19 protein-coding genes are annotated in these 26,494 nt (G+C 53.9%); 17 read left to right on the top strand and 2 right to left on the bottom strand.

Going from position 1 to position 26,494, the window contains the following annotated elements:
- Positions 1–224 precede the first annotated feature (224 nt).
- Positions 225–1,865, top strand: coding sequence for a glutamate synthase-related protein (locus DQG13_RS12410; protein ID WP_113020077.1), 1,641 nt, complete (start codon positions 225–227; stop codon positions 1,863–1,865).
- A 122-nt stretch (positions 1,866–1,987) separates the two neighbouring features.
- On the opposite strand, the gene DQG13_RS12405 is transcribed toward DQG13_RS12410, so the two are convergent.
- Complete coding sequence (locus DQG13_RS12405) at positions 1,988–2,320, bottom strand: P-II family nitrogen regulator (RefSeq protein WP_220094368.1); 333 nt, start codon at positions 2,318–2,320, stop codon at positions 1,988–1,990.
- A gap of 249 nt (positions 2,321–2,569) precedes the next feature.
- On the opposite strand from DQG13_RS12405, the gene DQG13_RS12400 reads away from it, so the two are divergent.
- The 16 genes from DQG13_RS12400 to DQG13_RS12330 all read left to right on the top strand — a co-directional run bounded on the left by DQG13_RS12400 (position 2,570) and on the right by DQG13_RS12330 (position 25,569).
- A complete protein-coding gene (locus DQG13_RS12400; RefSeq protein WP_113020076.1) occupies positions 2,570–3,679 on the top strand; it encodes an ABC transporter ATP-binding protein in 1,110 nt (369 codons plus the stop codon).
- Entirely contained in the window at positions 3,657–4,493 is an 837-nt protein-coding gene (locus tag DQG13_RS12395; protein ID WP_258525641.1) for an ABC transporter permease, read from the top strand. The genes DQG13_RS12400 and DQG13_RS12395 overlap by 23 nt, the downstream gene beginning before the upstream one ends.
- A complete protein-coding gene (locus tag DQG13_RS12390; RefSeq protein WP_113020075.1) occupies positions 4,490–5,311 on the top strand; it encodes an ABC transporter permease in 822 nt (273 codons plus the stop codon). Before DQG13_RS12395 ends, DQG13_RS12390 begins: the two co-directional genes overlap by 4 nt.
- Complete coding sequence (locus DQG13_RS12385) at positions 5,308–6,384, top strand: ABC transporter substrate-binding protein (RefSeq protein ID WP_113020074.1); 1,077 nt, start codon at positions 5,308–5,310, stop codon at positions 6,382–6,384. Before DQG13_RS12390 ends, DQG13_RS12385 begins: the two co-directional genes overlap by 4 nt.
- 84 nt (positions 6,385–6,468) lie before the next feature.
- Positions 6,469–8,781 (top strand): helix-turn-helix domain-containing protein, encoded by a 2,313-nt coding sequence (locus tag DQG13_RS12380; RefSeq protein ID WP_113020085.1) that lies wholly within the window; start codon positions 6,469–6,471, stop codon positions 8,779–8,781.
- 300 nt (positions 8,782–9,081) lie between these two features.
- On the top strand, positions 9,082–10,041 hold the full coding sequence (locus DQG13_RS12375; protein WP_258525644.1) for an ABC transporter permease: 960 nt from the start codon (positions 9,082–9,084) through the stop codon (positions 10,039–10,041).
- 19 nt (positions 10,042–10,060) lie between these two features.
- Positions 10,061–10,945, top strand: coding sequence for a carbohydrate ABC transporter permease (locus DQG13_RS12370; protein WP_113020073.1), 885 nt, complete (start codon positions 10,061–10,063; stop codon positions 10,943–10,945).
- Positions 10,946–10,983: 38 nt separating this feature from the next.
- Positions 10,984–12,495 (top strand): ABC transporter substrate-binding protein, encoded by a 1,512-nt coding sequence (locus DQG13_RS12365; protein ID WP_113020072.1) that lies wholly within the window; start codon positions 10,984–10,986, stop codon positions 12,493–12,495.
- A 94-nt stretch (positions 12,496–12,589) separates the two neighbouring features.
- The gene (locus DQG13_RS12360; RefSeq protein ID WP_113020071.1) at positions 12,590–17,215 is read left to right on the top strand and encodes an Ig-like domain-containing protein; all 4,626 of its coding nucleotides are present in this window, start codon (positions 12,590–12,592) and stop codon (positions 17,213–17,215) included.
- Between the two features lie 671 nt (positions 17,216–17,886).
- On the top strand, positions 17,887–18,102 hold the full coding sequence (locus DQG13_RS12355; RefSeq protein WP_113020070.1) for a hypothetical protein: 216 nt from the start codon (positions 17,887–17,889) through the stop codon (positions 18,100–18,102).
- 132 nt (positions 18,103–18,234) lie between these two features.
- Positions 18,235–19,419, top strand: a complete 1,185-nt coding sequence (locus DQG13_RS12350; protein ID WP_113020069.1) for an ISAs1 family transposase — start codon at positions 18,235–18,237, stop codon at positions 19,417–19,419.
- 424 nt (positions 19,420–19,843) lie between these two features.
- Positions 19,844–20,734 carry a transposase gene (locus tag DQG13_RS12345; RefSeq protein WP_181592727.1) on the top strand — a complete coding sequence of 297 codons (891 nt, stop codon included), beginning with the start codon at positions 19,844–19,846 and terminating at the stop codon, positions 20,732–20,734.
- Positions 20,735–21,102: 368 nt separating this feature from the next.
- Complete coding sequence (locus DQG13_RS30750; protein ID WP_181592726.1) at positions 21,103–21,243, top strand: hypothetical protein; 141 nt, start codon at positions 21,103–21,105, stop codon at positions 21,241–21,243.
- A 191-nt stretch (positions 21,244–21,434) separates the two neighbouring features.
- The gene (locus tag DQG13_RS12340; protein ID WP_113020083.1) at positions 21,435–21,890 is read left to right on the top strand and encodes a MarR family winged helix-turn-helix transcriptional regulator; all 456 of its coding nucleotides are present in this window, start codon (positions 21,435–21,437) and stop codon (positions 21,888–21,890) included.
- An 84-nt stretch (positions 21,891–21,974) separates the two neighbouring features.
- Positions 21,975–23,717, top strand: a complete 1,743-nt coding sequence (locus DQG13_RS12335; RefSeq protein ID WP_113020067.1) for an ABC transporter ATP-binding protein — start codon at positions 21,975–21,977, stop codon at positions 23,715–23,717.
- 40 nt (positions 23,718–23,757) lie between these two features.
- Entirely contained in the window at positions 23,758–25,569 is a 1,812-nt protein-coding gene (locus DQG13_RS12330) for an ABC transporter ATP-binding protein (protein WP_258525643.1), read from the top strand.
- Between the two features lie 44 nt (positions 25,570–25,613).
- Here the strand turns inward: DQG13_RS12330 and DQG13_RS12325 are convergent, their stop codons facing one another.
- Entirely contained in the window at positions 25,614–26,489 is an 876-nt protein-coding gene (locus DQG13_RS12325; RefSeq protein ID WP_113020065.1) for an amidohydrolase family protein, read from the bottom strand.
- Between the last annotated feature and the right edge of the window lie 5 nt (positions 26,490–26,494).

The raw sequence follows: 26,494 nt of genomic DNA, 5'->3' as shown, positions 1-26,494 counted from the left end.
GGCGCGTGCTAGTACCATGCCCTTATAGGGCTGATGGAAGCCACCGGCTAAGCCGGTGGTTATGACTGCCAGGTTGCAGCCGACAGACTAATCCAAAAACATCGCAAAAAATTCACATTTCACCGCGATAAAGCATTGAAATGCAAACGTTATCACAGTATGATGCAAATATACTTACCTAACAAGCTATGTTAGCCTTTAACCAAGATCAGGAGGTAGAAAGAATGATTCAGTGGCCAAAATCCAATGATGTGCTTGGTACCGTAAACAGAGGAAATCCTGCAGAATCGGGGTTATGCACATTATGTCGGGCGGATTGCCAGGGCAAGTGTGAGACGTGGGTGTCCAGCATGAAAGGAAGGAAGCTGCTCTATCCCCGGGATTTCGGAACGGTGACGGCAGGAAGCGCCAATACGACTCATGTGGGGGTTTCCTATAATTCGCTGCGGATCAACGGCTTCCACTGCGGCTCCCAAGGGCTGCCTGCCGGACTGTCCGACGGCGCAGACGACTGCATTTTCCCCAATGTCAATTTGGAGACGGCCTTCGGCGCCAAGGTGAAGACTAAGGTGCGGGTGCCTGTGATGACCGGAGCCTTGGGCTCCACCTTTATTGCGGCCAAGTATTGGGAGCATTTCGCCGTTGGCGCCGCCCTGGTGGGCTTCCCCGTTGTTGTCGGCGAAAATGTTGCAGGCATTGACAAGCAGGCGGTTATTCGCAACGGGCGCATCGAGAAGGCGCCGGAGCTGGACCGCCGTATTGAAACGTACATGCGGTATTACGACGGCTACGGTGCGATTCTGGTGCAAATGAATGTGGAGGATTCCAATAACGGGGTAGCGGAATATCTGTCGCAAAAATACGGCGACAATGTGATCGTGGAGCTGAAATGGGGACAAGGCGCCAAGGATATCGGCGGCGAAATCCAGGTATCCGATTTGGATTATGCCATTTTCCTGAAGGAGCGGGGGTACGTAGTGGACCCGGACCCGACGCTGCCTGAGGTGCAGGAGGCCTACCGGGCCGGGGCTGTCCGCTCATTCGCCCGGCACAGCCGTTTGGGCTATACCAACCAGCACAGCTTTGAAGCGGTCCGGGAGGAGTTCCTGCGCAGTGTCACCCGTCTGAGGGAGCTGGGCTTCCAGAGAATTACCCTGAAAACCGGCGCATACGGTATGGAAGGATTAGCATCGGCTTTGAGGCTGGCTGCGGAGGCTGAGCTGGACCTGCTGACCATTGACGGGGCAGGCGGCGGCACAGGCATGAGCCCGTGGAACATGATGGAGACATGGGGCATTCCCTCGCTGAACCTCCATGCCAAGGCTTATGAGTATGCGCAGCTGCTGGAATCCCGCGGCTTCCGCGTGCCGGATCTGGCCTTCGGCGGCGGTCTGGCCAAGGAAGACCAGATTTTCAAGGCGCTGGCCTTGGGCGCTCCTTATACCAAGCTGGTCTGCCTGGGCCGTTCCTTGATGATTCCCGGCTTCCTGGGGGCCAACGTGGAAGGGGCGCTTCATCCCGAGCGGCGGGAGCGGCTCAGCGGCAACTGGAGCGCGCTGCCCAAAGGCGTGTCCGACCAAGGCTCGCGGGCTGAGGAAATCTTCGCCGGCTACTTCGACCTCCAGAAGAAGGTTGGGGCAGATGAGATGAAGAATATCCCTTACGGCGCCATCGCCGTCTGGACCCTGGCGGACAAGCTGGCCGCCGGTCTCCAGCAGCTTCTGGCAGGGGCCCGCAAATTCTCCGTCAGCGAGCTGACCAGGGATGACATTTTCTCCGGCAACCGGGAAACCGAGCGGGAAACCGGCATTGCCTTTATGACAGATGCCGGGGACGAAGCGGCCAAGTCAATATTGAAGGCATAGAAGGCGGGGAACGGAGGCCATTCCTCATATCCCATGCACATGAAAAAATCCCGGGGCGTTTCTTCGCTCCGGGATTTTGCAATTTTCCCGGACTGTCCTGCAGCCGGCCGGCCCAACAGCGATTAGAGCACGTTCTTGCCGGAGCTGATGGTATAGGCCTCCTGAACGGGCAGGACGAAAACTTTTCCGTCGCCGAAGGCGCCCTTTTCCCCTGTCCGCGCCACCCGCATCACAATTTTGATCACATCGTCCTTGTCGTTTTCGTCCACGACCATAAACAGCATCTTCTTGGAGAGCTGATCATAATGGGTTTCGCCGATCTGAATGCCCTTTTGTTTGCCGCGGCCGACAATATCCATCTTGCTGACGGAGGGGAAACCCGCCTTCATCAGCTCGGCCAGCACGGCATCCGCCTTCTCGGGTCTAACTACTGCTTGGACCATCACCATTCCCATACCCAAGTCACCCTTTCCTGAGCTCTCATTTATAGTGTTGCAGCAAGGCTTGATGCATTATAGCAAGGCTTTCGGGGAATGCTCAAGATTTGGAAGAGCAAAACAGTTAATTTGTGACAAAATCGTCGAAAACTATGTTATATAAACTCACATTTAAATTAACCCTTTGTAAAAAAATTTGTCGCATCCTGTTCAATCCCCCCCTTTATTGTATAATGAAAAAAATTGAGTCGATAAGGGAGATGGAAAATGGACAATCGGACGATTATCCGCTTCGAGCATGTGTTCATGGAATACGATGACGGCGAAGTCGTATTGAACGATATCAGCTTTGACATCGAGCGGGGCAAATTCTATACGCTGCTGGGACCCTCCGGCTGCGGCAAAACCACCATTCTCCGCCTGATTGCCGGCTTTGCGGAGCCTACGAAGGGGACCATCACCTTAAACAACAAGGTGATTAACCAGGTGCCGGCCAATGAGCGTCAGGTGAATACGGTGTTTCAGGATTATGCGCTGTTTCCCCATCTGAATGTCTTCGAGAATGTGGCCTTTGGCCTTCGGGTGAAGAAGGTGAAGCCTAAGCTTATCGAGGAAAAGGTGCGGGAGGCGCTTCGTTTTGTCAATTTGTCGGGCTACGAAAAACGGGAAATCCGCGAAATGTCCGGCGGCCAGCGGCAGCGGGTAGCCATTGCCCGGGCTATCGTCAACGAGCCGGAGGTGCTGCTTTTGGACGAGCCCCTGTCGGCCCTGGATCTGAAGCTGCGCTCGGAGATGCAGTACGAGCTGCGGGAGCTGCAGCGGCGTCTCGGCATTACCTTTATTTTCGTCACCCATGACCAGGAGGAAGCGCTGGCCATGTCGGACGAAATTTTTGTGCTGAATAAAGGCGTTATCCAGCAAAGCGGCACGCCTACCGATATTTATGACGAGCCCATCAACCGGTTCGTGGCGGATTTTATCGGCGAATCCAATATTGTGCCTGCGGTGATGATTGAGGACTATGTAGTTGAGGTGGGCGGCATGCGCTTCGATTGTGTGGACGCGGGTCTTTCGCCTAACGAGCCTGTGGAGCTGGTGCTGCGCCCCGAGGACCTGGAGATTACCACAGTGGCCCAGGGCAAGATGAAGGTCCGGGTGGATACCCAGCTGTTCCGGGGCGTCCATTATGAGATTGTGTGTTATGACGAAGCCGGGCATGAATGGCTGGTCCACTCCACACGCAAGGCAGTGGTAGGCGAGGAGATCGGGCTGACCTTCGAGCCGGAGGCCATCCACATCATGCGCTTCAATGAAACGGAAGAGGAATTCGACAAGCGACTGGAGGCATACGAGCATGAGGGCGCATATGTCCGCTGAGGTCCGCCGCCGGGCCGGCGGCCGCAACCTGTATCTGGTGCCCTATCTCCTGTGGATGCTGCTGTTTGTCATTATTCCGATTGCGCTGATTGCCTACTATTCCTTCCGCAATGTGGAGGGCGGCTTCACCCTGGCCAATTATGGCAAGGCCTTCACCTCGGTGTATATGAAAATGACGGTGAATTCCTTTTTATACGCCTTTCTGATCACCGTCTGCTGTCTCCTGGCGGCGTATCCCACGGCGTATCTCATCACCAAATCGAAGCATAAGCAGCTGCTTCTGCTGCTCATTATTCTGCCCACGTGGATCAACCTGCTTTTGAAGGCGTATGCCTTCCTGGGCATCTTCGGCTCCGCCGGGCCCATCAACACCTTCCTGGAATGGAGCGGCCTGGGGGCGAGGCAGATTCTGTTTACGGACTTCAGCTTTATCTTCGTGGCGGTATACATCTTCATTCCCTTTATGATTCTGCCCATCTACAACTCCCTGGAGGAGCTGAATCCCACGCTGACGGATGCGGCCCGGGATCTGGGGGCCTCCCGCTGGACTACCTTCCGGCGTGTGGTGCTGCCCCTGACCATGCCGGGGGTGAAATCCGGCTGCCAGGCGGTATTTATTCCCGCTTTGTCGCTGTTTATGATCACCCGGCTGGTTACGGGCAACCGGGTCATTACCCTGGGCACGGCCATTGAGCAGCATTTCCTTGTCACCCAGGATTGGGGCATGGGCTCCACCATTGCCGTATTCCTGGTGATTGTTATGGTGGCCATTATGTTTATGACAGGTGAACGGAACAGGAGGACGGGCGCATGAACAAACGGACAGGCGGCCGGACGCTTTTCCGGATTTATCTGGCCATGGTGCTCATCATTTTGTACGCTCCCATTTTTTATCTGATGTACTACTCCTTCAACAGCGGCGGGCATATGCGCAATTTTGAAGGCTTTACCCTGGACTGGTACAAGGAAGTGTTCCAGGATACCCGGTTGATTATTATCGTCATCAACACGGCGGTGCTGGCTTTGCTGTCGTCGGCTATCGCCACTATTCTGGGCTTCAGCGGAGCGCTGGCGATTGTTTCGGTGAGACGGAGCCGGACCCGCAATACGCTGCTGTCCCTGAACAATGTGCTGATCGTCAGTCCCGATGTCATCATCGGCGCGTCCTTCCTGGTGCTGTTTACGATGGTGGGAATCAAGCTGGGCTTTATGTCCGTGCTCCTGTCCCACATCGCCTTCAGCATTCCCATCACCGTGCTGATGATCCTGCCCAAGCTCCAGGAGATGCCGTCCACCCTGGTGGATGCCGCCCGGGACCTGGGGGCCAGCTCGCGGCAGGTGCTGACGAAGGTGATTCTGCCCTTCACCCGGCAGGGCATCTTCGCCGGATTTTTCATGGCCTTGACCTACTCGCTGGATGATTTTGCCGTAACCTTCTTCGTCACCGGCAGCGGCTACAGCACCTTGTCGGTAGAAATTTATTCCCGGGCCCGGCAGGGAATTTCCCTGTCCATTAACGCTCTGTCCACCATGATCTTCCTGTTCACCATCGTGCTGGTGGCCATCTATTATTTCCTGAGCCTCAAGAGCAACACCCAGGGACGTTCCTTCCGGACGGAGGTGCCCAAATGAAGCAGCTGACCCGGGCTTTCCTGGCGGTGTTCATCGCCGCCTTTGCGCTGATGTATCTGGCGTCCTACCTGAACGCCAGCGAGGGGTACTCCGGCGGGAATACCCTCACCGTCTACAACTGGGGCGACTATATCGATCCGGCGCTTCTGGACAAGTTTGAGACCGAAACCGGCATCAAGGTGATCTACCAGACCTTCGATTCCAATGAGGCTATGCTGACGAAGATTGCCCAAGGCGGCACCACCTTCGACGTGGCGGTGCCCTCCGACTATGCCATCAACAAAATGATGGAGGAGAAGCTTCTGCTTCCCTTGGACAAATCCAAGCTGCCCAATTACAAGCATATCGCCCCCAAGTATCTGGACATGTCCTTCGACCCGGGAAATGTGTATTCCGTGCCCTACTTCTGGGGAACTGTGGGCATCATCTACAATCCCGAGCTGGCGGGCGACCTGACCTTTGAAAGCTGGGAGGATCTGTGGGACCCGTCACTGGCCAATCAGGTATTCCTTTTGGACGGGGCCAGGGAGGTTATCGGCATGGGGCTGAACACCCTGGGCTATTCGCTGAATGATACGGAGGAGGAGCATCTCCAGCAGGCCAAGCGGAAGCTGAATGAGCTGACTCCCAATGTCAAAGCCATCCTGGGCGATGAGATCAAGATGCTGATGGCCAACGGAGAAGCTGCCGCGGCGCTGGTCTGGTCCGGAGATGCCTCGGAGATTATGGACGAGAATGAGGAGCTGGATTATGTAATCCCGGAGGAAGGCTCCAACATCTGGTTTGACAACATGGTTATCCCCAAAACAGCGGACAACGTGGAAGGGGCCCATAAGTTTATCAACTTCATGCTGGACCCGCAGAATGCCGCCGTCAACACAGAGTATGTGGGCTATTCCACCCCCAATGCGGATGCTCTTCAGTACCTGCCTGAAGATATCTCCCGGGACAAGCGCTTTTATCCCGAGGATGAAGTGCTGGAGAAGCTGGAGGTCTACCGGAACCTGGGCAAACGGAACCTGTCCCATCTAAACGAGCTGTTCCTGGAATTCAAAATGCACCGCAAACGGTAAACGAACAGCACGCCCCCTCTCATTGACAACAAAAGAGAGGGGGCGTTATAGTTAGGGCACATGCGTACAACAGGAGTGATGCTTGTGAATCTGCTTCAAACTCTCCGATCCCGAAAATACCTGCAGCGCATTCTGCTTGCCTTTATGCTGGTGGTATTGCTCTTGATCACGGCTTCCGCCCTCCTGTATTTCAATGCCCAAAGCAAGGTATCCAGCATGGAGCATGATGCGGACCGGAAACTGTTAACCCAAATCAAGTACAACATTGAGAACATGAACCAGATTGTGAAGGATTTGGCTGTATCCACCTTCAATGATGAGGATTTTATCGCGCTGAAGTCCGGCGACGATTTTGAACAGAGCATTCTGAAGCTGGATAAGCTGACCCGACTGGTGTCCAACTCCCCATATCTGCATTCCATCGTTTTTTATAATGCCGTTCAGGGGCGGTTTTTCTCCACGGTCAACCATACCATGGACACGAAGGTAATGAATGCCGCATTCGAGGACTACATGAAGAATCATGCGGCTCTGCCCAAGCTGCAGTTAACTCCCATGAAGCTGGGCGGCGGTGAGGGAGTGGATGTGTTTTCCCTGTTCGTGTACGATGGTCCCACCTTGAATGCCGTCAACGGGAACCTGTTGATCGTCAATATTAAGCCCACGTGGATGCTGGACAACGTGAAAGCGCTTAATGCATTGGCCGAAAGACAGGACGATGTTATCTTCGTCACCGACAGCCAAGGCCAGGTGCTGATTTCCAATGACCGGCTGCAGCCCGATCAGCTGAGCATCAAGAATGAGGTGATTCCGCAGATTGCCGCCTCCGGCAAGGAGCTGGACTATTTCACCTACAACCACGGGGGCAAAAAATACAGGGTCACCTACTTGACCCGCGGGTTGAATGATTGGCAGATTATCAGCCTGCAGGATTATGACGCGGTGCTGACCAATGTGAGGCAGATCCGCTGGACGGCGGCTGTTGTCACCGCCTCGGTGGTGCTTTTGACCATCCTGATCTCCATTTATTTCTCCGTCAGGCTCTACAGGCCCATCGGGCATTTGATGACCCTGGTGCGGCGCAATGACGGTCGCGGCGGGGAAGCCCACTGGGATGAGCTGTCCCTGATCGCGTCCAGCTATTCGCAAATGACCGACAAGTTGAAGGAGCTTGAGCAGGATCAGGCCGCCCAGCAGAATGTGGCCAAGGTGTACCGGCTGCGCAACCTGATTGCGGGGAGCACAGGGGTGCCGGAGCAGGAAATGGCCCATGACCGGACGCAATACGGACTGGATATTCCCGAATCCGGCAGCATGGTGCTGGCGCTGGCCCGCATTGACAACCTCCAGGAGGTGTCCGCCAGGACGCCGGAGGCTACCATGGCCCTCCTGTACTTTGCCATCAGCAACATCGGCCAGGAGCTGATCCGGGGCAGCTACTCCTGTGAAGCGGTGGATATGAGAAGCGATCATGTGGTGTTCATCGTCAGCCGCGGAAGCGGCATCGGGGAGGAGGAGCTGCGGACGATTCTCCGCCAGCTTCAGGAGACCGTCCGGCGTTATTACCACATTACCGTTACTGTGGCCCTAAGCCATGTCTTTACATCCTACCGGGACATTACGGCCATGTACGGGCAGGCTGTGCGCTATGCCAACTACAGAATGATTTTGGGCAAAGAGGCGCTGATTGAGCCGGGGCTGGTGTTGCCCAATGAGGAATGCAGCCAGTTCCATATTCCCCAGGAATTAGACAGACAGCTGATTGAAGGGCTGAAAAGCGGGGATTGGGAGCGGATTAACAGCAGCATGGACAAATGGCTGGAGCTGGTGCGCACCTTCAGCTTTGAGAACATGTTTTCCGCGATGCTCCATATGTTCGTGACCTTGGGCAACGCCATCAATGAGATGAACTCGAATAATCTGCAGGCGGCTACGGTTAACCTTCAGGAGTTCAACCGGCGGATTCTGGAGAAGGAAACCCTGGAGGAGGTCAGAGAGGTCCTCTTGGATCTGGTCCGGCAGGCTTTGGACAAACGCGTGAGCGGCCGTGAGGAGAAAGCCCGGCTGGTGGCGGAAACCATCCGGGAAATTGTCGCCCGGCAATATGCCGATCCCGATCTCAATGTCCAGAAGATCGCGGACATGCTCCGCATGAGCCACGTGTATCTGGGGCAGGTGTTCAAGGAGCAGGAAGGCATGACGGTAGTGGATTGCATCAACGAAACCCGGCTGGCCCAGGCCCGGCTGTATCTGGAGCAGCAGCAGATGACTGTAGCCGAGATTATGGATAAAGTGGGCTTCAGCAACGAAAGCTATTTTTACCGGCTGTTCAAGCGGCGCTACGGCACAACACCCAAGGAGTACAGACTGAAGGCAGCCATTAACCGCAATGCCTGAAGAAGAGCAATATAGCCGCAAGAAGAACAGTATAATCCCAACAGAGGCGCTTCCCATCTACCGGCGAGTAGGAGGAGGCGCCTGTTTTATTTTCTTCCATACTAACCGGTACTGTACAGAAACTTCGCTGCTGCGGCGGCAGAAATCTGGATTATTTACAGGCCTCTATACAGGAATCTTGCGTATGTACAGTAACAATACAGCCGGATTTGCTCTATGTTGGAACCAGAAAGCCTGACGTCAAGGGCAACTGAACCGGAAAGGAGCTTTGCTATGATGGAGAAAGAAACCCGGCTTGTTATGCCGAAAGCTGTGACAGCGCAAAAAGAGCGGCGGCCCGGTTCTGCAATAAAACGGGAGCTGCATTACTTTTGGAAGAACAGGGAGCTGTTCCTGTTGTCCCTGCCGGGAATCCTGTACAAATTGATTTTTGCTTATTTGCCCATGGTCGGGCTGATTATTGCCTTTAAGAATTACCGCTATGACAAAGGCATCTTCGGCAGCGCCTGGGCCGGACTCAATAACTTCAGATACCTGTTCACCGGTGATGCCGCTTGGCGGATTACCCGCAACACGGTCCTGTACAACGCGGGATACATCGTTTTAACCACCTGCGTGGCCCTGCTTTTCGCCGTTCTGCTGAACGAGCTGAAGGCCAAGTATACGAAGTTTTATCAGACATCGCTGTTTTTGCCCCACTTTTTGTCGTGGGTGCTGGTCGGTTATATCGCGTATGCCTTCTTCAACCATTCTGACGGCTTTTTGAACCGGCTTCTCGAATCCATTGGTCTGGAACCCGTTGCCTGGTACCAGAATTCTGCGCCGTGGCCGTTTATATTGGTCATCTTCCACCTCTGGAAGGCAGTCGGCTTTTCCACTCTCATCTATTTTGCCGGAATTATCGGGATTAATTCAGAATATTACGAAGCGGCCCGGATTGACGGCGCCACCAAGAGTCAGATGGCCTTCCGCATCACCATTCCGCTGCTGGCGCCGCTGGTGATTATTATGCTGATCCTGTCCATCGGCAGCATGTTCCGCGGAGATTTCGGGCTGCACTATTTTATTCCCAACAACTCCGGCTTCATCTTCAACTCCACGGATGTTATCGATACCTATGTATACCGTTCACTGCGCGAGCTGGGCAATGTAGGCATGTCCGCCGCCACCGGGTTCTACCAGTCGGTTGTGGGTCTTATTCTGGTGCTGGCCGCCAACGGCATTGTAAAGAAAATCAATCCGGACCATTCCTTGTGGTAAGAAAGGAGGAGCCTAACGCATGAAGCCTAAATTCCAGATTTCCCAAACCATCATTCACCTGGCTTTTATCATCATCTCGCTGCTCATGATTATGCCCTTCGCCCTGGTGGTTATGGTCTCCCTCACCAGCGAGGAAAGCATCGTCCAAAACGGCTACCAGTTTCTGCCCAAAATCTTCAGCCTGGATGCCTACCGCTATGTGCTTCAGACGCCGGACATTATCCTGCGGGCATACGGCATCACCGCGCTGATTACCATCGCCGGCACCCTGTGCGGCCTGCTGATTACCGCCATGACGGCGTATGTCATCTCACGGCGGGATTACCGGTATAACCGCGTGACTACCTTCTACGTGTTTTTCACCATGCTGTTCAGCGGCGGTTTGGTACCGGCCTACATTCTCATGACCCAGTATCTTCACCTGAAGGACACCCTGTTCGCTTTGATCCTGCCTGTGCTCCTGTCGCCCTTCAACATTATGGTGATGAAAGGCTTTATGTCCAAAATTCCCTTGGAAATCATCGAATCGGCCAAAATGGACGGAGCCAAGGAGCTGCGGATTTTCTTCACCATCATCCTGCCGCTGTCCAAGCCGGCTCTGGCCACCATGGGGCTGCTGATTTCCTTCGCGTATTGGAATGAATGGTTCAATGCCATGCTGTACATCGACAACCCCAAGCTGGTTCCCTTGCAGCTTTTGCTGGTCCGGATTTTGAACAGCATGGAGTTCCTTACCTCCAACTCGGATTTTTCGTCGCAGATGGGCATTAGCCTGGCCGATTTCCCCAACAACTCGGCACGGATGGCCATTGCCGTGCTGGCAGGCGGCCCGATGCTTGTAATCTTCCCGTTTTTCCAACGTTTTTTTGTCAGAGGCTTAACGGTTGGCTCCCTCAAGGGTTAACATATATATCATAAGAACAAAAACAGGAGGTCAAAAACATGAAGACATGGATGAAGGTAACGCTTACCGCTTCTCTTGCGGCAGCTGTCCTGGCTGGCTGCGGAAAAGGGGATGAAGCTCCGGCTGCCGGCAGTTCCCCTGCTGCCGGAACGGCCACGGCAGGGACCCAGACCTTGGCGCCGGTGGAGCTGACTTGGTATTATCCGTTGTCCCAGCTGCAAGGCGATCAGGAGACAGTAGCTGCCGAGGTGAACAAGATTACCAAAGAAAAGCTGAATGCCACTGTCAAGCTGATGCCGGTGCCCATCGGCGACTATGTGCAGAAGATGAACACCGTTTTGGCGGCGGGCGAAAAGTTTGATATCCTCTGGACCGGCTACCTGCTGAAGCCTGAAGAACTCGTCCGCAAGGGCGCCATCCAGCCGCTTGACACCCTGCTTGATAAATATGCTCCGGAATTAAAGAAGGATGTTCCCCAGGTCATGTGGGAAGGCCTGACCGTGGATGACAAAATCTATGCCATTCCCAACCAGCAAATCAACGGCAACCGGATTGGCTTCATCATTCAGAAGCGCTTCGTGGATAAGTACAATCTGGATGTGACCAAAATCAAGAAGTTCGAGGATATTGAACCCTTCCTGGAGCAAATTAAGCAGAACGAACCGAATATCATTCCCTTCGGAAGTGCCTTCGTCAGCGCCGCCCAGGGTGTCAACAGCGACCAAATGTGGGTATTGCCGGGGCTGGACGACCACTTCTATGTGAAGAAGGACGATCCCACCTACAAGCTGCTCCGTTATCCCGAAGAAGATCTGGTAAACTTCAAGCTGGCCTCCAAATGGTACAAAGCCGGCTATATCTTCAAGGATGCCGCCACAGCCAAGATGAGCGATTATGAAACCAAGGGACAAATGGCCGTTATCATGAACAACGTTCTGAAGCCGGGCGTGGAAGCGGAAGTCAAGACCAAGAACGGCGGCAATGATGTGGTGGTTGTGCCGATCACCGATTGGTTTTCCAACGGCTACTCCGCTACCACCAACCAGGCTCTGAGCCGCACCTCCGCCAACCCGGAGCGGGCCATGATGCTGCTCAATCTGGTAAACACCGATAAGCAGCTGTACAATCTGCTCTGCAACGGCATTGAAGGCACCCACTATGACAAGGTATCCGACAATGTGGTGAAGACCAAGGCGGATTCCCGCTACAAGCCCAATATGGACTGGGTATTCGGCAGCGTGTTCAATTCCTACCTGAAGGAAGGGCAGCCGGCCAATGTTTGGGAGGAAACCAAGAAGATCAACGCTACCTCCAACGTGAATCCCATCGGCGCCTTCAAGTTTAATTCCGAGCCGGTCAGCACCGAGATTGCCAACCTGAATGCCATCTGGGGCGAGTACAAGAAGGGGCTGACTACAGGCACCCTGGATTTTGACAAAACCTGGCCCACCATGTACGATCGCCTGAAAAAAGCCGGTGAAGATAAGTATGTCGCAGAGGTTACCAAACAATTCAATGAATTCCTGAAGAAAAAAGGTCTTGTAAAATAGTTTGTCACCATGAGAAATTTGGCTGCCGGTTGAACCATTGGATCGGCAGCCTTTTTTCGATATAAAAAATCCATTATTTGAAAGGAATGAGGTTATGTATCCAAAACGTCTGCTGCTTGTTCTCCTTGCCGGTTTGCTGCTCTTGTCTTCGCCAGGCTTCGCTTTGGGAGCGGTTGCAACAACCCAGGAACAAGCGCCTGGCCAAATCTTTTATGTGGCCACAGATGGAAACGATTCCAACCCCGGCACCTTGAATGCTCCTTTCCTCACGCTGGAAAAAGCCAGGGACACCATCCGGCAGCTGAAAGCGGCCGACGGCTTGCCCGAGGGCGGAGTGACAGTTTATTTGCGCGGCGGGCTATATGAGAGAAGCCAAAGCTTCGAGCTGCGGGAGGAGGATTCAGGCGTAGCGGGCAAAATCATCAAGTATCAGGCATATCCCGGTGAAACCGTGAGGCTGTCGGGGGGAGCGGATTTGCAAAAAAGCTGGTTCACGCCCGTTGCCGACCAGAACGTCCTGAGCCGGATCATTGATCCCGAAGCCCGCACCAAGGTGCTGGAGGTAAACCTGGCCGCCCATGGCCTATCCGATTATGGCGAATTGAGCCGTCACGGCTATTATCTGGCCAATGACCTGAGCAAGGTTCCTCCCATGGAGCTGTACGTGGACGGCCAGGGTATGACCTTGGCCCGCTGGCCCAACCAAAGCACAGTGAAAATGGATGAGGTTCTTGATCCCGGTCCCACCCGCAGAGAGCCAACCGAGGTTCATACCCGCGGAGGCACCTTTTCCTATGCCTATGACCGGCCGCAGTATTGGAGTCAGGCGGATGACATCTGGCTGGACGGGATTTTTGGGTACAGCTGGGAATGGTCGTACAACAAAATTGCCTCCATTGATACCGCCAACAAAACCATTACCCTCCGCTACGGGGAAATGAGCGGCATTTTCAACGACAACTGGTATCCGGACTTCCATTTTGCCCAAAACCTGCTGGAAGAAATCGATATGCCCGGCGAATATTACATTGACCGGCAGGCTGGAATGCTGTATTTCCTGCCCAATGCTTCCTTCGAGCGGGGCAACCCGGAAATTACTGTAACCGTTCTTAAAACGCCGATGATCAATGCCTTAAATGCCTCTTACATTACCTTTGAGGACATGGTATTGGAGAACGGCAGAGACTCGGCGGCTGTTTTTATGGGCGGGACTCATATGCTTCTGAACCACTGCGAGATCCGCAATTTCACCAACAGCGGCGTGCTTCTGAACACCCAAAGCCGCTTCTATTACAATGATTTCAGCGGCGCTCCCGGCTCCTACAACGGCGTGTCCAACTCCCATATCCACCATATCGGGGGAACTGCCGTCACTGTAACGGGAGGCAACAAAACCACTCTTGAGCCCGGCAATAACTTTGTGGAGAATTCCCATATCCATGATTTTGCCTATTATCACAAGGCGTACAATCCGGGTGTTCATTTGTCGGGAGCGGGGAACCGGATGTCCCACAACGAGCTGCATGATGCGCCGCATCCGGGGATACTGATCTTCGGCAACGACCATCTGGTGGAGTACAACGATATTTACGATGTGTGCAAAACCTTCTCCGACCTGGGCGCCATCTACATGAACCTGGGCGCTTCGCCGCAGGAGCGGGGAACGGTCATCCGGCGCAACTACTTCCATAACATCGGGGAATCCAAGGCCGGGGTAGAGGGGGTATATCCTGACAACTTCACCATGGGGATCACTATTGAAGAGAATATCTTCAACAAAATGGGCAACTCCGCCATCAAGAACAACGGCGGCTCCCATATCCTGACCCGCAATAATATTTTCATTGACAGTAAGGTGCCGTATGACTATGCGGATCTGTATTTGGGCGACAAGCCGGAGAACCAGATTCCCAAGAACTATATGCCCCAATGGCAGGCTTTGTTCGCTGCCAACAACAACTATGTGGGTACGCCGCATATGGCGAAATATCCCGAATTGGCGGATTTCTTCACCGAAAACCGCTACTATCCGACGACCAATACCTTCACCAACAATGTCATCTACAATCCGACCAAAACCAGAAGCAGCACCACCAACGACAACGGTGCCTATGACAAATTCAACCTGGTGCAATACTCCGGCAACTGGATTGCCGAAAGTGATCCGGGCTTTGCCGATCTGGCAGGCGGCAATCTGGAGCTGAAAGCCGATGCAGAGGTCTTTACCCGCATTCCCGGGTTTGCCGCTATTCCTTTTGCGGATATCGGCGTCATTGGCAAGGCAGGGACTCTCTACGGCCCTGACCATTTCCCCGTCCAGGAAGTGTACGTATACAACAAGAATATCACCTTGGGTATCTTTAAAACCGCCTCCATTCAGGCGGAGGTGCTTCCGTGGAATGCTACCAATTCCAAGCTCGCTTACCAGTCCGACCGTCCTGATGTAGCGGCAGTGGACAGCAAGGGGGTTATAACCGGGGTTTCCATGGGGCAGGCCGTCATTACCGTAACCTCCCAGGAAAATCCGCTGCTTGTGGAAACGGTGCAGGTTACTGTTGATGAAGGCGACGGAATTATGGACTTCGCCGATTTTGAGCTGGGCTCCGGGGACTGGGTGCTGGACGGCAACCGCGCCATCGATAAAATCGGCGACAACCGCTGGTACAGGATCAAAAGCGGCGCCACTTCCCTGAGCAAAAAGGACTTTTCGGAATATGAGCTGAATTTCCGGCTGCTAACGCCGGATACCATACCGGCTTATGCCACCCTGTATATTTTTGACCGGCAGGTGGGGGCCGACTCCAGCCGGATCGGCTATAAGACCAATGCGGACGGCACCTCCCGCTGGCTACTGTACAATGCAGCCTGGGGAACGGTAAAGGAGGTCACCTTCCCGGACCACGATCTCAAGCCCAATACGGAATACCGGATCAAGGCATTGGTCAAGGGAGCGGATATCAGTGTGTACGTCAATGACCAGCTTAGGCTGAAGGCCAATGATCCTACCCATAACCTTACCGGCAAGGTAGGCTTCTATGTCAACAATTTCAGCTATCTCTGGTTTGACGATATCAAGTTCACGCTGCCGACCACAGCCGTTTCCGGTTTGCTGCTGGATAAAACCCAAGCCAATATGACCGTAGGGGAGACTTTGACCTTGCACGCTTCCTTTGATCCTTCGGATGCTGCCAATACAGCGGTGAACTGGTCCTCCAGCAATCCGCAGGTAGCCACCGTGGATGGAAACGGGGTAGTGACCGGCGTATCCATGGGCGAGGCGGTGATTACTGCCGTATCAGTGGAAAATCCCAACGCCGCAGCCTCTGCCAAAGTAATTATCTCCAACGTTATGCACACAACCGACTTTGAATCGGGGGGCAACGGCTGGCCGGTGGACCCCAACCGCAGTATTGTAACGATAGACGGAAACCGATGGTACAAAATCCTTAACGGCGCTTCCGGTGTAGTGAACAAAGAATTCAGCGGCTACGATCTCACCTTCAAGCTGAAAACGCCGCCCACCCTGCCTGATGCCACCACGTTCTACATTTTTGACCGGCAAAACGCCACAGGAGGCCCTAGCCGCATCGGCTACAGAACTACCGGCGACGGTACGTCCAAATGGCTTTTGTACAATGCGGCCTGGGCAACTGTGAAGCAGAACGTGCTGCCTGCTCCGGACTTGCAGCCGGACACGGAATATCAGTTCCGGGTGCTGGCCGACGGAGCCGATATTAAGGTTTATGTGAATGGCCAACTGAAGCTGGAGGCTTCAGATCCGGGCCATCAAGCATCTGGAAAGGTTGGCTTCTATGCCGGAGGCTTCAGCTATCTGTTGTTCGACGATATTGTGTTCAAGCAGCTTCCTGTGGCCGTAACGGGCATCGAGCTTCTCCCTGGACAATCGGAGCTGCAAGTTGGGCAAACTGCTACCCTGGCGGCTACTGTCCTGCCGGTGAACGCCTCCGACCGTGAGTTGGTCTGGGCCACCAGCGATCCCACCGTGGCGACGGTGGATGACAACGGAGCAGTCTCCGGCTTAGCTGTAGGGGAAGCCGTTATTACAGTAAAGTCGGCCGCTTCTCCAGAGGTGCAGGCAACCCATCGGGTGAAGGTGGTGCATAAGCCTGATCCAGCCAAAGCCCCCGGCAAGCCTGTTCTGTCGGATAATAACGGCCATGACACCGGCTTGCTGGATGGCAGCTACTCCATCCGTATGGATATGTGGTGGGGAAACAACGGCAGCATCTACAAGCTTTACGAAAATGGCATGCTCATCGATACGAAGCAGCTGGAGGAGCGCACTCCCGGAGCCCAATCCACCGTCACCGCGGTAACCTACAAGCCCAACGGCGTGTATGTTTATGAAGCGGAGCTGATCAATGACTTCGGCACCACCCGCAGCGATCCCTATCAGGTGACCGTCGCTCAAGCAGTCCCCGGCCAGCCCGTGCTCGCCCATAACAACTGGGACGGAGACGGCAGCTTCCAGGTGCAAATGAACATGTGGTGGGGCACCAATGCCAGCCTGTTCCGGCTTTACGAAAACGGCAGCCTGATCGCAGAACAACCTCTTCAATCCAACACCCCATCGGCTCAACAAGCGGTGGTAGAGCTCCAGGACAGATCCCCCGGCCGATACGAATATGTAGCCGAGCTAGTCAACGGAGCAGGAACAACAACCAGCCAACCATTAACAGTGGAAGTCAAGAACAACTAACAACAACTAAACAACTAAACAACTAAACAACTAAGCAGCGACTAATCAGCAACTAAGCAGTAATTAAGCAGCAGTCAACAATCCAACCATCGCCCATTTACCTCATACCTACACCTACCGGCCCGCGCCACCGCCAGTGTTACCATTGGCGGTGGCGGTACGGCCTTTGACAGAATACCTCCTTCAATCCATCTCCGCGTACCCCGCCATAACTCTCCAGATACCGGTCCTTCACTTCCATATCCCCTCCAACCAAGCCCGTCCCATTTTCCCTACGTTCCCCCTCTTTATTCGCCGCTCATCCAATCCTCCCATGTCTCAGCCCCCAACCAGACGGCCTTCAGCCAAACAGTCCCCGCTAAACAGCCCTACAGCCGAACACCCTCCGCCAACAATGCCTCAATCAGCCAACCCTAGCCGAACGCCTCCAACCGAACAGCTTCTAGTCGGCCAGCTCCCAACCAAACAACTCCCAACCAAACAACTCCCAACCAAACACTCCCAACCAAACAGCATCCGGCCACCCCCTTGGCTTCTTCTCCATTTCTCACTCCCCACTCCCCGCAGCCTGTCATCCTATAGGTTTTTTGCCCCTTTTCGTATATTATCCCCTTCGATCAGGAATGAGGAAAGTGTCATGGCAATAGAATAGGATATCNGGGAGGAAGATCATGGAATTGATGCCGGCATGGAAGCGTTGGGGTTACGAGGAAGGTTTGGAAAAGGGAATGGAGCAAGGGTTGGAGCAAGGAGTAGAGGCTGTTGCCCGGAACCTAATCTCGCTTGGTATTGAAGACGGAACCATCATCAAAGCAACCCGTCTTTCTCCGGAAAAAATCCTCTCCCTGCGAAAATTGCTGGAGGAGGATGCATCCGGTCAGAATTGACGCCCTTCTTTGTTCGATGGAGGAACACGGCGAAATCATGAAGCAAATAACAGACCATTAATGGGATAAACAGGGAGAGAAAAAAAGAAAGCAAACGGCCCCTAAAAGCGGTATGCTGAGAGGATCATCCCGATGAACCTGGAGGAATCCGAAATGGCAGACTCAACTCGCTACCAAGGGTCGTTTTTCAACTACTTTCAAATGGTGCAAGACCCGCGGCAAGCGGGAAAAGTAATGCACAAGCTGATGGATATCCTGTTTATCGGCGTGTGTGCCAGTCTATGCCGGTGTGAAGACTGGGAGGCGATGGAACTGTGGGCTCATGAACGGGAAGAGTGGCTACGCCAGTATATTGGATTGCCGAATGGGATTCCCAGCGAGCAAACCCTGGAGCGGGTGTTTGACTTGATCTCGCCAAAGCAAGTGGAAATCTGTTTTATCGAGTGGATGAAGGAAATCCGAGGGCAAGTGGAAAGGGATGTGATCGCGGTGGATGGCAAAACAATGCGATCCACGGGCAACGAGGCGGAAGGGAAAAAAGCGATCCATGTGGTGAGCGCCTACAGCACCCAGTATGGACTGGTGCTGGGGGAAAAGCAGACGCAGGAAAAAAGCAATGAGATCACGGTGGTGCCGGAACTGCTGAAACGGTTGATGATCAAGGGGTGCATCGTCACCGTGGATGCGCTGAATACGCAAAAAGAAATCGCGCGGCAGATTGTCAAAGAGAACAAGGCGGACTATGTGCTGGCGTTAAAAGGCAATCATCGGCTGGTGCACAATGAGGTGAAGGAATATTTTGCCGATGCGATGCAAAAGGGAGAAGCGGGAACGGACTACGAGATTTATTCCACGACGGAAAAAGGACATGGTCGGATCGAAAAGCGAATCTACCGGTTCACGACGCAGATCGACTGGCTTACGCCGCGCAAGGAATGGGAAAAACTGCAAGGCATCGGGATGGTGACGCGGATCGTGGAAGAGCACGGGCAAACGCGAAAGGAAGAGGCGTATTATCTGTGCAGCATCACAAAGGTGGAACTCTTCGCGCAAGCGGTCCGCAGTCATTGGGGAGTCGAGAGCATGCACTGGCACTTGGATGTAACATTTGGAGAAGATGGGTACAAGACCAAGGAGCGCAACCGGGCGGCGAATGTAGCGGTGCTCAAGCGGATCGCGTTGAACGTGGTGAAGCAGGACAAGAGCAAGCATGTCAAGCGAAGCTTGAACAAGCGACGGTTCATCGCGAGTATGAATACGTCGTATGTGGACGAGTTGCTGAGCCAGTATGTGGCGGCACAACCGGATGAAGCCTAAGCAACAACGAGCAGAGGATCCTCTCCCCAAGCGAATCGGTCCTGACGAGCCCTTACCGAAATGGAAGGGTTGGTTTGACGATGAGCAAAACCCAGACAGGAGGTCACGAGAGGCAGGCTGTCTTCACCCTCAAGCCGGTTAGGCAAGGTTCTTTATATTTTTTTGAAAGGCTAATCGAACATTCAGGAAATATATGGGTTCGTGATTTCGCCGTGGATGGAGGAAANGTTCTTTATATTTTTTTGAAAGGCTAATCGAACATTCAGGAAATATATGGGTTCGTGATTTCGCCGTGATAGGATATCAAATAACTCTTGATGTAAGAACATATGTTTGCTATAATAAGAATATATGTTCCTGTTTGGTGATGGAGTAGGTAGTTCTGGGTAGAGGGGAAGGGATAAAGATGAAGGGGAAAATAAAATTGGACAAGACCCTTAGCCCCGATATATGGGAGCAGGAGGAGGCGCTCCTTCTTCGGCTTCAATCATCCGAACAAGCCTGTGAGGAATATCTGTTCCAGTTGAAGTGGCCCAATGGTTTTATATGCCCCTATTGCGGTTACGGAAAAGCATACATAATCAAAACCCGGCGCCAGCCTCTATATGAATGTGTCTGCTGCAAGCATCAAACCTCCCTTACTGCCGGGACTATTATGGAGGGGACACGGACTTCCCTCATCAAGTGGTTTACCGCTATTTATTCTGTAGCAGATCCCGATCAGAACATGAACGCCACTAAGCTATGCGGGTTGATTCGCGTGACTTACAAAACAGCATGGAACATGCTTCATGCCATCCGCGGCGCTTTGTCGGAAGGCAAGCAACTGCTTCCTCCATCGGGAAAAATGTGTCTTCACAGCGAAACCTTAACCTACTCCCATCCTACTTCTTCCCGCAGTGACCCTCCCCCAACTCCGTCTGTGATAGTCTGTGTTTCCTTGACAGAGACAGATGAGCCGCGGCTTATGCACATGCAGGCTGTGCAAATGGAGGACTACAAGAACGGTCAGCTTTCGGCGGAAGTCATCGAGGAGTTTTGTGACCATTACATGGGATTGGGGTCAGCAAGGCAGCCTGGTCTTACTAAAATAAATCGGTTTTACCCCAGCAAGTTCAAAAAAGGCCTACCTTTGGCAAGACAGGCTGGAGAATGGCTGCATAGCACTTTTTGCGGCATAGGCGACAAGTATCGGCAACGGTATTTGGACGAATTTTGCTGCCGGGCGAATTTGTTGTTGCAGGGTTTATGCATATTTCAGGAAATGAGCCGTATGTGCGCCCGTTCTGCTCTTTCTCATAATTCCTATTTCTAACCTGGACCTGACGCTACTTTTCGCTATCGTGCAAAACGACGGGATGAATAACTATTTGCAATTTTCACATAAATACGGAGGATGTCCTTGCGACTGATTCCTTCTTCACCTTCTTTTGCTATCCCGTAAAGCGAAGATGTTTATGGACATGCTCAATCTTGGGGACTTAATTTTGTCTATTTGCTGGGATAACGGATTATTCCATACTTACATACTTATTTTGGATAGCCCAGCGTTCTGCGGGCATCTTTTTTTGTTGGAGGATAATTATTGCTGCCAAGTTACGGTGAGCTATAAAGTCGGTCCCTGAGTAAAGGGGATAATACACGAAAAGAGGGTGAAAAGGGGAATACGGCAGGAAACACGGGATGAAACATCTGGAATATGGAGCCGCGGGACGGAGCATAGAGGATATGGTGGGGATGTACGGGGTGGCGTATATGGAGAGGATGGCAGGATACGCAGGATGGATAATGGAGAATATGGTGGATGCACGGGATAGTGCATAGAGAAGACGGAGGAGTACGTGGGATGGGATAGGGCATATGGGAATGGTATATGAGAATGGTCTATGAGATATGAGAATGGTATATGAGGGGGCTTTTGTTGTATTCTTGTGCATTGACGAATGATCTGCAGGTGCCTTACAATAACAATTAGTCGACTAAATAATCGTGCGGATGAAGGGGGCTAGGCTATGATGGATATTTACAAGGCGGAGCATGTGGATTCGGTGTTCCGCCGGGTGTCCAAGCTGCATCATCATACGGTGTCCGCTTATCTTTCGGGCAGGGAGGTTTATCCGGGGCAGCCGCCGCTTTTGCGCGCGCTCACCGAACGGGATGGGCAAAGCCAGAAGGAGCTGGCGGAGCAGATGGGGATTACTCCCGCCACTCTCAATGTTATGATTGCCCGAATGGAGAAGGCGGGGCTTGTGGAGCGCCGGGCAGATGAGGCGGACCAGCGGATATCTCGGGTCTATCTGACGGACCGGGGGCGTCAAGCCCATCAGGAGGTGCGGAATATGATCGACCTGATGGAGAAAACCTGCTTCCGGCATTTCACGCCGGAGGAGAAGATGATTTTTCGTCGTTTGCTTCTACAGATGTACGAGAATCTCAAGGAAGCCGAACGGAACGGCGGAATTGCCGAATAGACGGGGGAAGACGATTAGTTGGCTAATTAATTCAGGCAGCTGGCAAACTGGCTGGCAAAAGACAAACGGGGTGAAGCAGCAACAATGTTGAAGCTGGCGAAATATATAAAGCCATACTGGAAGGCGGCGCTGCTGGGGCCGCTTCTCATGGTGCTGGAGGTATCCATGGACCTTCTGCAGCCCAAATTAATGGCGCAGATTGTGGACCAGGGGGTTATGGCCGGAAATCTGGATGAAATCCGGAGAACGGGGCTCATGATGCTGGCAACCTCCCTGATCGGCTTGGTGGGAGGTGTGGGGTGCGGTATTTTTTCGACCATCGCGGCCATGCGGTTCGGAGCGGATTTGCGTGAAGCGGTGTTTACCAAGGTACAGCGCTTTTCCTTTCGGAATCTGGAGAAGATTCATACGGCATCGCTGATTACCCGGCTTACCAATGATGTATCCCAGGTGCAGCTGTTTGTGCAGATGCTGTTGCGGATGATGGTTCGCTCTCCTTTTTTGGCGGCGGGCAGTTTGATTCTGGCATTTATGATCAATTGGCGGCTGGCCATGATTCTGGTGGTTGTGGTGCCCATTTTGTTTACGGTGGTTGCGGTGATTACCCGGATGGGCTTCCCCATGTTTGCCAAGGTGCAGAAGCGGCTGGACCGGATGAATACCGTTCTTCAGGAAAACCTGGCCGGAATCCGCGTGGTTAAGGCTTTTGTCCGTTCGGATTATGAAACCAAGCGGTTTACCGATGCCAACGATGATTATATGGCGGTGGCGCTCCGGGCCAATGTGATGATGGCTACGCTGTCGCCGGTTATGTTCCTGCTCCTGAATGGCACTATTGTGACTGTGCTGTGGCTGGGCGGCAATCTGTTTTGGGATCAGACGCTGCCCATCGGGGATCTGGCGGCATTTATCAACTATGTGACGCAGCTGCTTTCCTCTCTGTTGATGGTGGGAATGATGCTGGCCAATATTTCCCGGGCTACCGCTTCTTCGCAGCGGATTGTAGAAGTGCTGGAGACGGAACCGGAAATGAAGAATCCTGGACAGGTTGCGGCGGAGCGTATTCGCAAGGGACAAATTGAGTTTGAAGGAGTAGGGTTTGCTTATGACGGGGGCGAAAGGGTGCTGCGGAATATAAGCTTTGCGGTGCAGCCCGGAGAAACCTTGGCCATCCTCGGCGCAACCGGCTCCGGCAAGTCTACGCTGGTCAGCCTGATTCCCCGCTTGTACGAGGCGGAGGAAGGGCGGGTGCTGGTCGACGGCATCGATGTGCGGGATTATTCCTTGGAGGGATTACGAAGCAGCATTGGCATGGTGCTGCAGGAGGCGGTCCTGTTCTCCGGGACCATCCGGGAGAACATCGCCTTTGGCAAGGCGGACGCCGCCATGGAAGAGGTGGAGGCGGCAGCCAAGGCGGCCCAGGCCCATGATTTTATCATGGGATTGCCGCAGGGTTATGAGACAGTGCTTGGCCAACGGGGAGTCAATTTGTCCGGCGGCCAAAAGCAGCGGATTTCCATTGCCCGGGCGCTGCTGATGAAGCCGGCGGTCCTGATTTTTGACGACAGCACCAGTGCGGTGGATTTGGGGACGGAGTCCCGCATTCAGAAGGCGCTGCGGGAGCTGATGAGGGAGACCACCAGCCTGATTATTGCCCAGCGCATCTCCTCCGTTATGGAAGCTGACCGGATTTTGGTGCTGGAGGACGGTACGGTTGCGGCTTCCGGCAATCATCGGGAGCTGATGGCCAATAGCTCCGTTTACCGGGATATCTACAGATCCCAACTGGGAGAGGAGGAAATTGTCTATGCCGCAAACGAACATTAACCGCGCCGGAGTCCGCGGCGGACCGGCTCCCATGCCGGGAATGCCCGGCGGTCCGGGTGGACCTGGGAGTCCGGGACCGGGAGCTCTCCGGGGGATGCTGCCGAAGGTGCGGCCCAAGGATGCCAAAGGCACCATCCGCCGCCTGTGGGGATATCTGCGGAGACAGCGCACCGGATTGATTCTGGTGTTTGTGCTGACCGCTTTTGGAGCGGGGCTTGGTTTGATCGGCCCTTATCTTATCGGTACGGCTATTGACAAATATATTCTGCCCGGAGATGTAAACGGACTGCTGCGGCTGTGCATTGTGCTGATTGCCGTGTACGCGGCGGGAGCGGGAATGAACTGGCTGCAGTTGTATATGATGAACCGGGTTTCCCAACGGGCGGTGTGGGAGCTGCGCAATGATCTGGTGGGTCGGCTGCAAAAGCTGCCGCTCCGTTTTTTTGACAGCAAAACCCATGGTGAGCTGATGAGCCGGACCACCAATGATGTGGACAATATTTCCAACACACTGAACCAGAGCGTCACCCAATTGATTACAGGCGCGCTGACTCTTGTCGGCGCATTGGCCATTATGCTGTCCCTGAATGTGTGGCTCACTCTTCTGAATCTGGTAACAGTGCCTGTTACGCTGTTGGTTACCCGAAAAATCGCCGGTTTTACCCGCCGGTATTTCAGCAGCCAGCAGAAAAGCCTGGGGGAAATGAACGGTTTTATTGAAGAAACGGTTTCCGGGCAAAAGGTGGTGGCAACCTTCTGTCGAGAGGAAACCTCCATTGCCCAGTTCGCTGCCATCAACAGGGAATTGACCAATACCTCCATCAAAGCCCAGGTCCTTTCCGGCATGATGGGGCCGGTTATGAACGTGGTCAACAATCTGGGGTTTGCCCTTATTGCCTCTATTGGAGGCTGGATGGCCTTGAGTTCCATGACCAGCATCGGTACGGTGGTCAGCTTTTTGAATTATTCCCGCCAATTCAGCAGGCCGGTTAATGATCTGGCGAATCAATTCAATATGATTCAAGCCGCTATCGCAGGAGCGGAGCGGGTATTCGAGGTGATGGACACCCCGGATGAATATGAAGATGAGACTGAAGGGAAGCTGTGGAAGGCGCCCAAGGGTGAGGTCATCTTCAAGGATGTCACCTTTGGCTACAAGGAAGGTGTGCCTGTGTTAAAGGGGGTCAGCCTCCATGCCCGCCCCGGGGATATGATTGCCCTTGTAGGCCCCACTGGCGCCGGCAAAACCACGGTGGTGAACTTGCTGACCCGCTTCTATGAGCTGGAGGGCGGATCGGTTACGGTGGATGGGGCGGAGCTCTCCACCATTGACAAGAACAGCCTGCGCACAGGGCTGGGCATTGTGTTGCAGGATGCTGCGCTGTTCTCCGACAGCATCCGGGAAAATATCCGCTACGGCAAGCTGGATGCCAGCGACGAGGAAGTAAAGGCGGCGGCCAGATTGGCCAATGCCGACAGCTTCATCCGCAAGCTGCCCCACGGGTATGATACGGTGCTGGCTGCGGAGGGCAGCAACCTAAGCCACGGGCAGCGCCAGCTTCTCACCATCGCCCGGGCCATTCTTGCCGACCCGGCCATTCTGATTCTGGATGAGGCTACCAGCAGCATCGACACCCGGACAGAGATGCATATTCAGGCGGCCATGCGCACGTTGATGAAGGGAAGAACCAGCTTTGTCATTGCCCACCGGCTGTCCACCATCCGTGAAGCGGACCAGATTCTGGTCATCGACGGCGGACAGATCATTGAGCGGGGAACCCATGAGGAGCTGCTGGCGGCGGAGGGATTTTACTTCCGGCTGTATACCAGCCAGTTCAAAAAGGTCGTTTAAGCAAAACGAAGGGCGGGGGAATGAATCCCTGCCCTTTCGTTTATTTATTTGCCCAGCAGCCGTTGGCGTATCCGCGGGAAAGTATTCAAGGCGTTGTTGTAGAATACATCGTCATGAAAGGCCTCCGGCACCAGCCGCCGGATGAATTCGCTGTACAGCTCTACGGAAGCCAAGGGCCAGTCTGTGCCGAACAGCATCTTGTCATACCGGTCCGCATAAACGAGAGCCCTGCGGAAATGGTCCATAAACAGCTGTTCGCCCATAAAGCGGTGGAACTTCTCCTTGTCACCTACCACCAGACCGGACAAGTCTGCGTATACATTGGGATTTTTGGCCACCACCTCGGCGGCGTCCATCACCCAGGGATCTCCCAGATGGCAGAGCATAAAGGTGACATCCCGCTGCTGCAGGGCCAGCTCATCCACCGTCAGCGGATGGGCATATTTGAGCAAGCCGTTCATGGAGTAGGTGTCTCCCGTATGGATCACCACGGGAAGGCCGTAATGCTTGGCCAGCTCGTAGACCGGCCCGTAAATCCGGTCGTATACGTAATAGTGGTAGTATCCGGCGTACAGCTTGATGCCCGCGGTCTGCTCCCGCTTCAGCCGGGCTTCAATCCGGTCCAGCTCTGCCGCGGCATCCGGGCCCGCCAGCCTGGACGGGTTGATGCCGACGCATTCCATCAGGAATGGCGGCACCGACTCTTCCAGGTCCAGCAGCATGGGGTTGGGCGAGGCGCTGTCGGGAAAGGCCCCTGCCGTCTGCTCCGTGACGCCCATGCCTACTCCAAGGACAACCCCGTTCGCGGCAAATTCCCGCTTCAGTCCCTCTGCCGAATAATCCACAAAGGACAGCTGGTTGGCCGTTTGCCGGAAGCTTTCAATGTTTGACAGGTGGATGTGGATATCGATAATGGGCATGATCC

It is taken from the genome of Paenibacillus sp. YN15 (assembly GCF_003285005.1).
In the GTDB taxonomy this organism is placed as follows: Bacteria; Bacillota; Bacilli; order Paenibacillales; family NBRC-103111; genus Paenibacillus_AR.
This window is presented reverse-complemented; position numbering and strand designations above follow the sequence as displayed.

Bases quoted from the DNA above. Each gene is read 5' to 3' on its own strand.
- DQG13_RS12410 (WP_113020077.1), top strand. From the start codon at position 225: ATGATTCAGTGGCCAAAATCCAATGATGTGCTTGGTACCGTAAACAGA.
- DQG13_RS12405 (WP_220094368.1), bottom strand. From the start codon at position 2,320: ATGGGAATGGTGATGGTCCAAGCAGTAGTTAGACCCGAGAAGGCGGAT.
- DQG13_RS12400 (WP_113020076.1), top strand. From the start codon at position 2,570: ATGGACAATCGGACGATTATCCGCTTCGAGCATGTGTTCATGGAATAC.
- DQG13_RS12395 (WP_258525641.1), top strand. From the start codon at position 3,657: ATGAGGGCGCATATGTCCGCTGAGGTCCGCCGCCGGGCCGGCGGCCGC.
- DQG13_RS12390 (WP_113020075.1), top strand. From the start codon at position 4,490: ATGAACAAACGGACAGGCGGCCGGACGCTTTTCCGGATTTATCTGGCC.
- DQG13_RS12385 (WP_113020074.1), top strand. From the start codon at position 5,308: ATGAAGCAGCTGACCCGGGCTTTCCTGGCGGTGTTCATCGCCGCCTTT.
- DQG13_RS12375 (WP_258525644.1), top strand. From the start codon at position 9,082: ATGCCGAAAGCTGTGACAGCGCAAAAAGAGCGGCGGCCCGGTTCTGCA.
- DQG13_RS12370 (WP_113020073.1), top strand. From the start codon at position 10,061: ATGAAGCCTAAATTCCAGATTTCCCAAACCATCATTCACCTGGCTTTT.
- DQG13_RS12365 (WP_113020072.1), top strand. From the start codon at position 10,984: ATGAAGACATGGATGAAGGTAACGCTTACCGCTTCTCTTGCGGCAGCT.
- DQG13_RS12360 (WP_113020071.1), top strand. From the start codon at position 12,590: ATGTATCCAAAACGTCTGCTGCTTGTTCTCCTTGCCGGTTTGCTGCTC.
- DQG13_RS12355 (WP_113020070.1), top strand. From the start codon at position 17,887: ATGGAATTGATGCCGGCATGGAAGCGTTGGGGTTACGAGGAAGGTTTG.
- DQG13_RS12350 (WP_113020069.1), top strand. From the start codon at position 18,235: ATGAACCTGGAGGAATCCGAAATGGCAGACTCAACTCGCTACCAAGGG.
- DQG13_RS30750 (WP_181592726.1), top strand. From the start codon at position 21,103: ATGAAACATCTGGAATATGGAGCCGCGGGACGGAGCATAGAGGATATG.
- DQG13_RS12340 (WP_113020083.1), top strand. From the start codon at position 21,435: ATGGATATTTACAAGGCGGAGCATGTGGATTCGGTGTTCCGCCGGGTG.
- DQG13_RS12335 (WP_113020067.1), top strand. From the start codon at position 21,975: ATGTTGAAGCTGGCGAAATATATAAAGCCATACTGGAAGGCGGCGCTG.
- DQG13_RS12330 (WP_258525643.1), top strand. From the start codon at position 23,758: ATGCCCGGCGGTCCGGGTGGACCTGGGAGTCCGGGACCGGGAGCTCTC.
- DQG13_RS12325 (WP_113020065.1), bottom strand. From the start codon at position 26,489: ATGCCCATTATCGATATCCACATCCACCTGTCAAACATTGAAAGCTTC.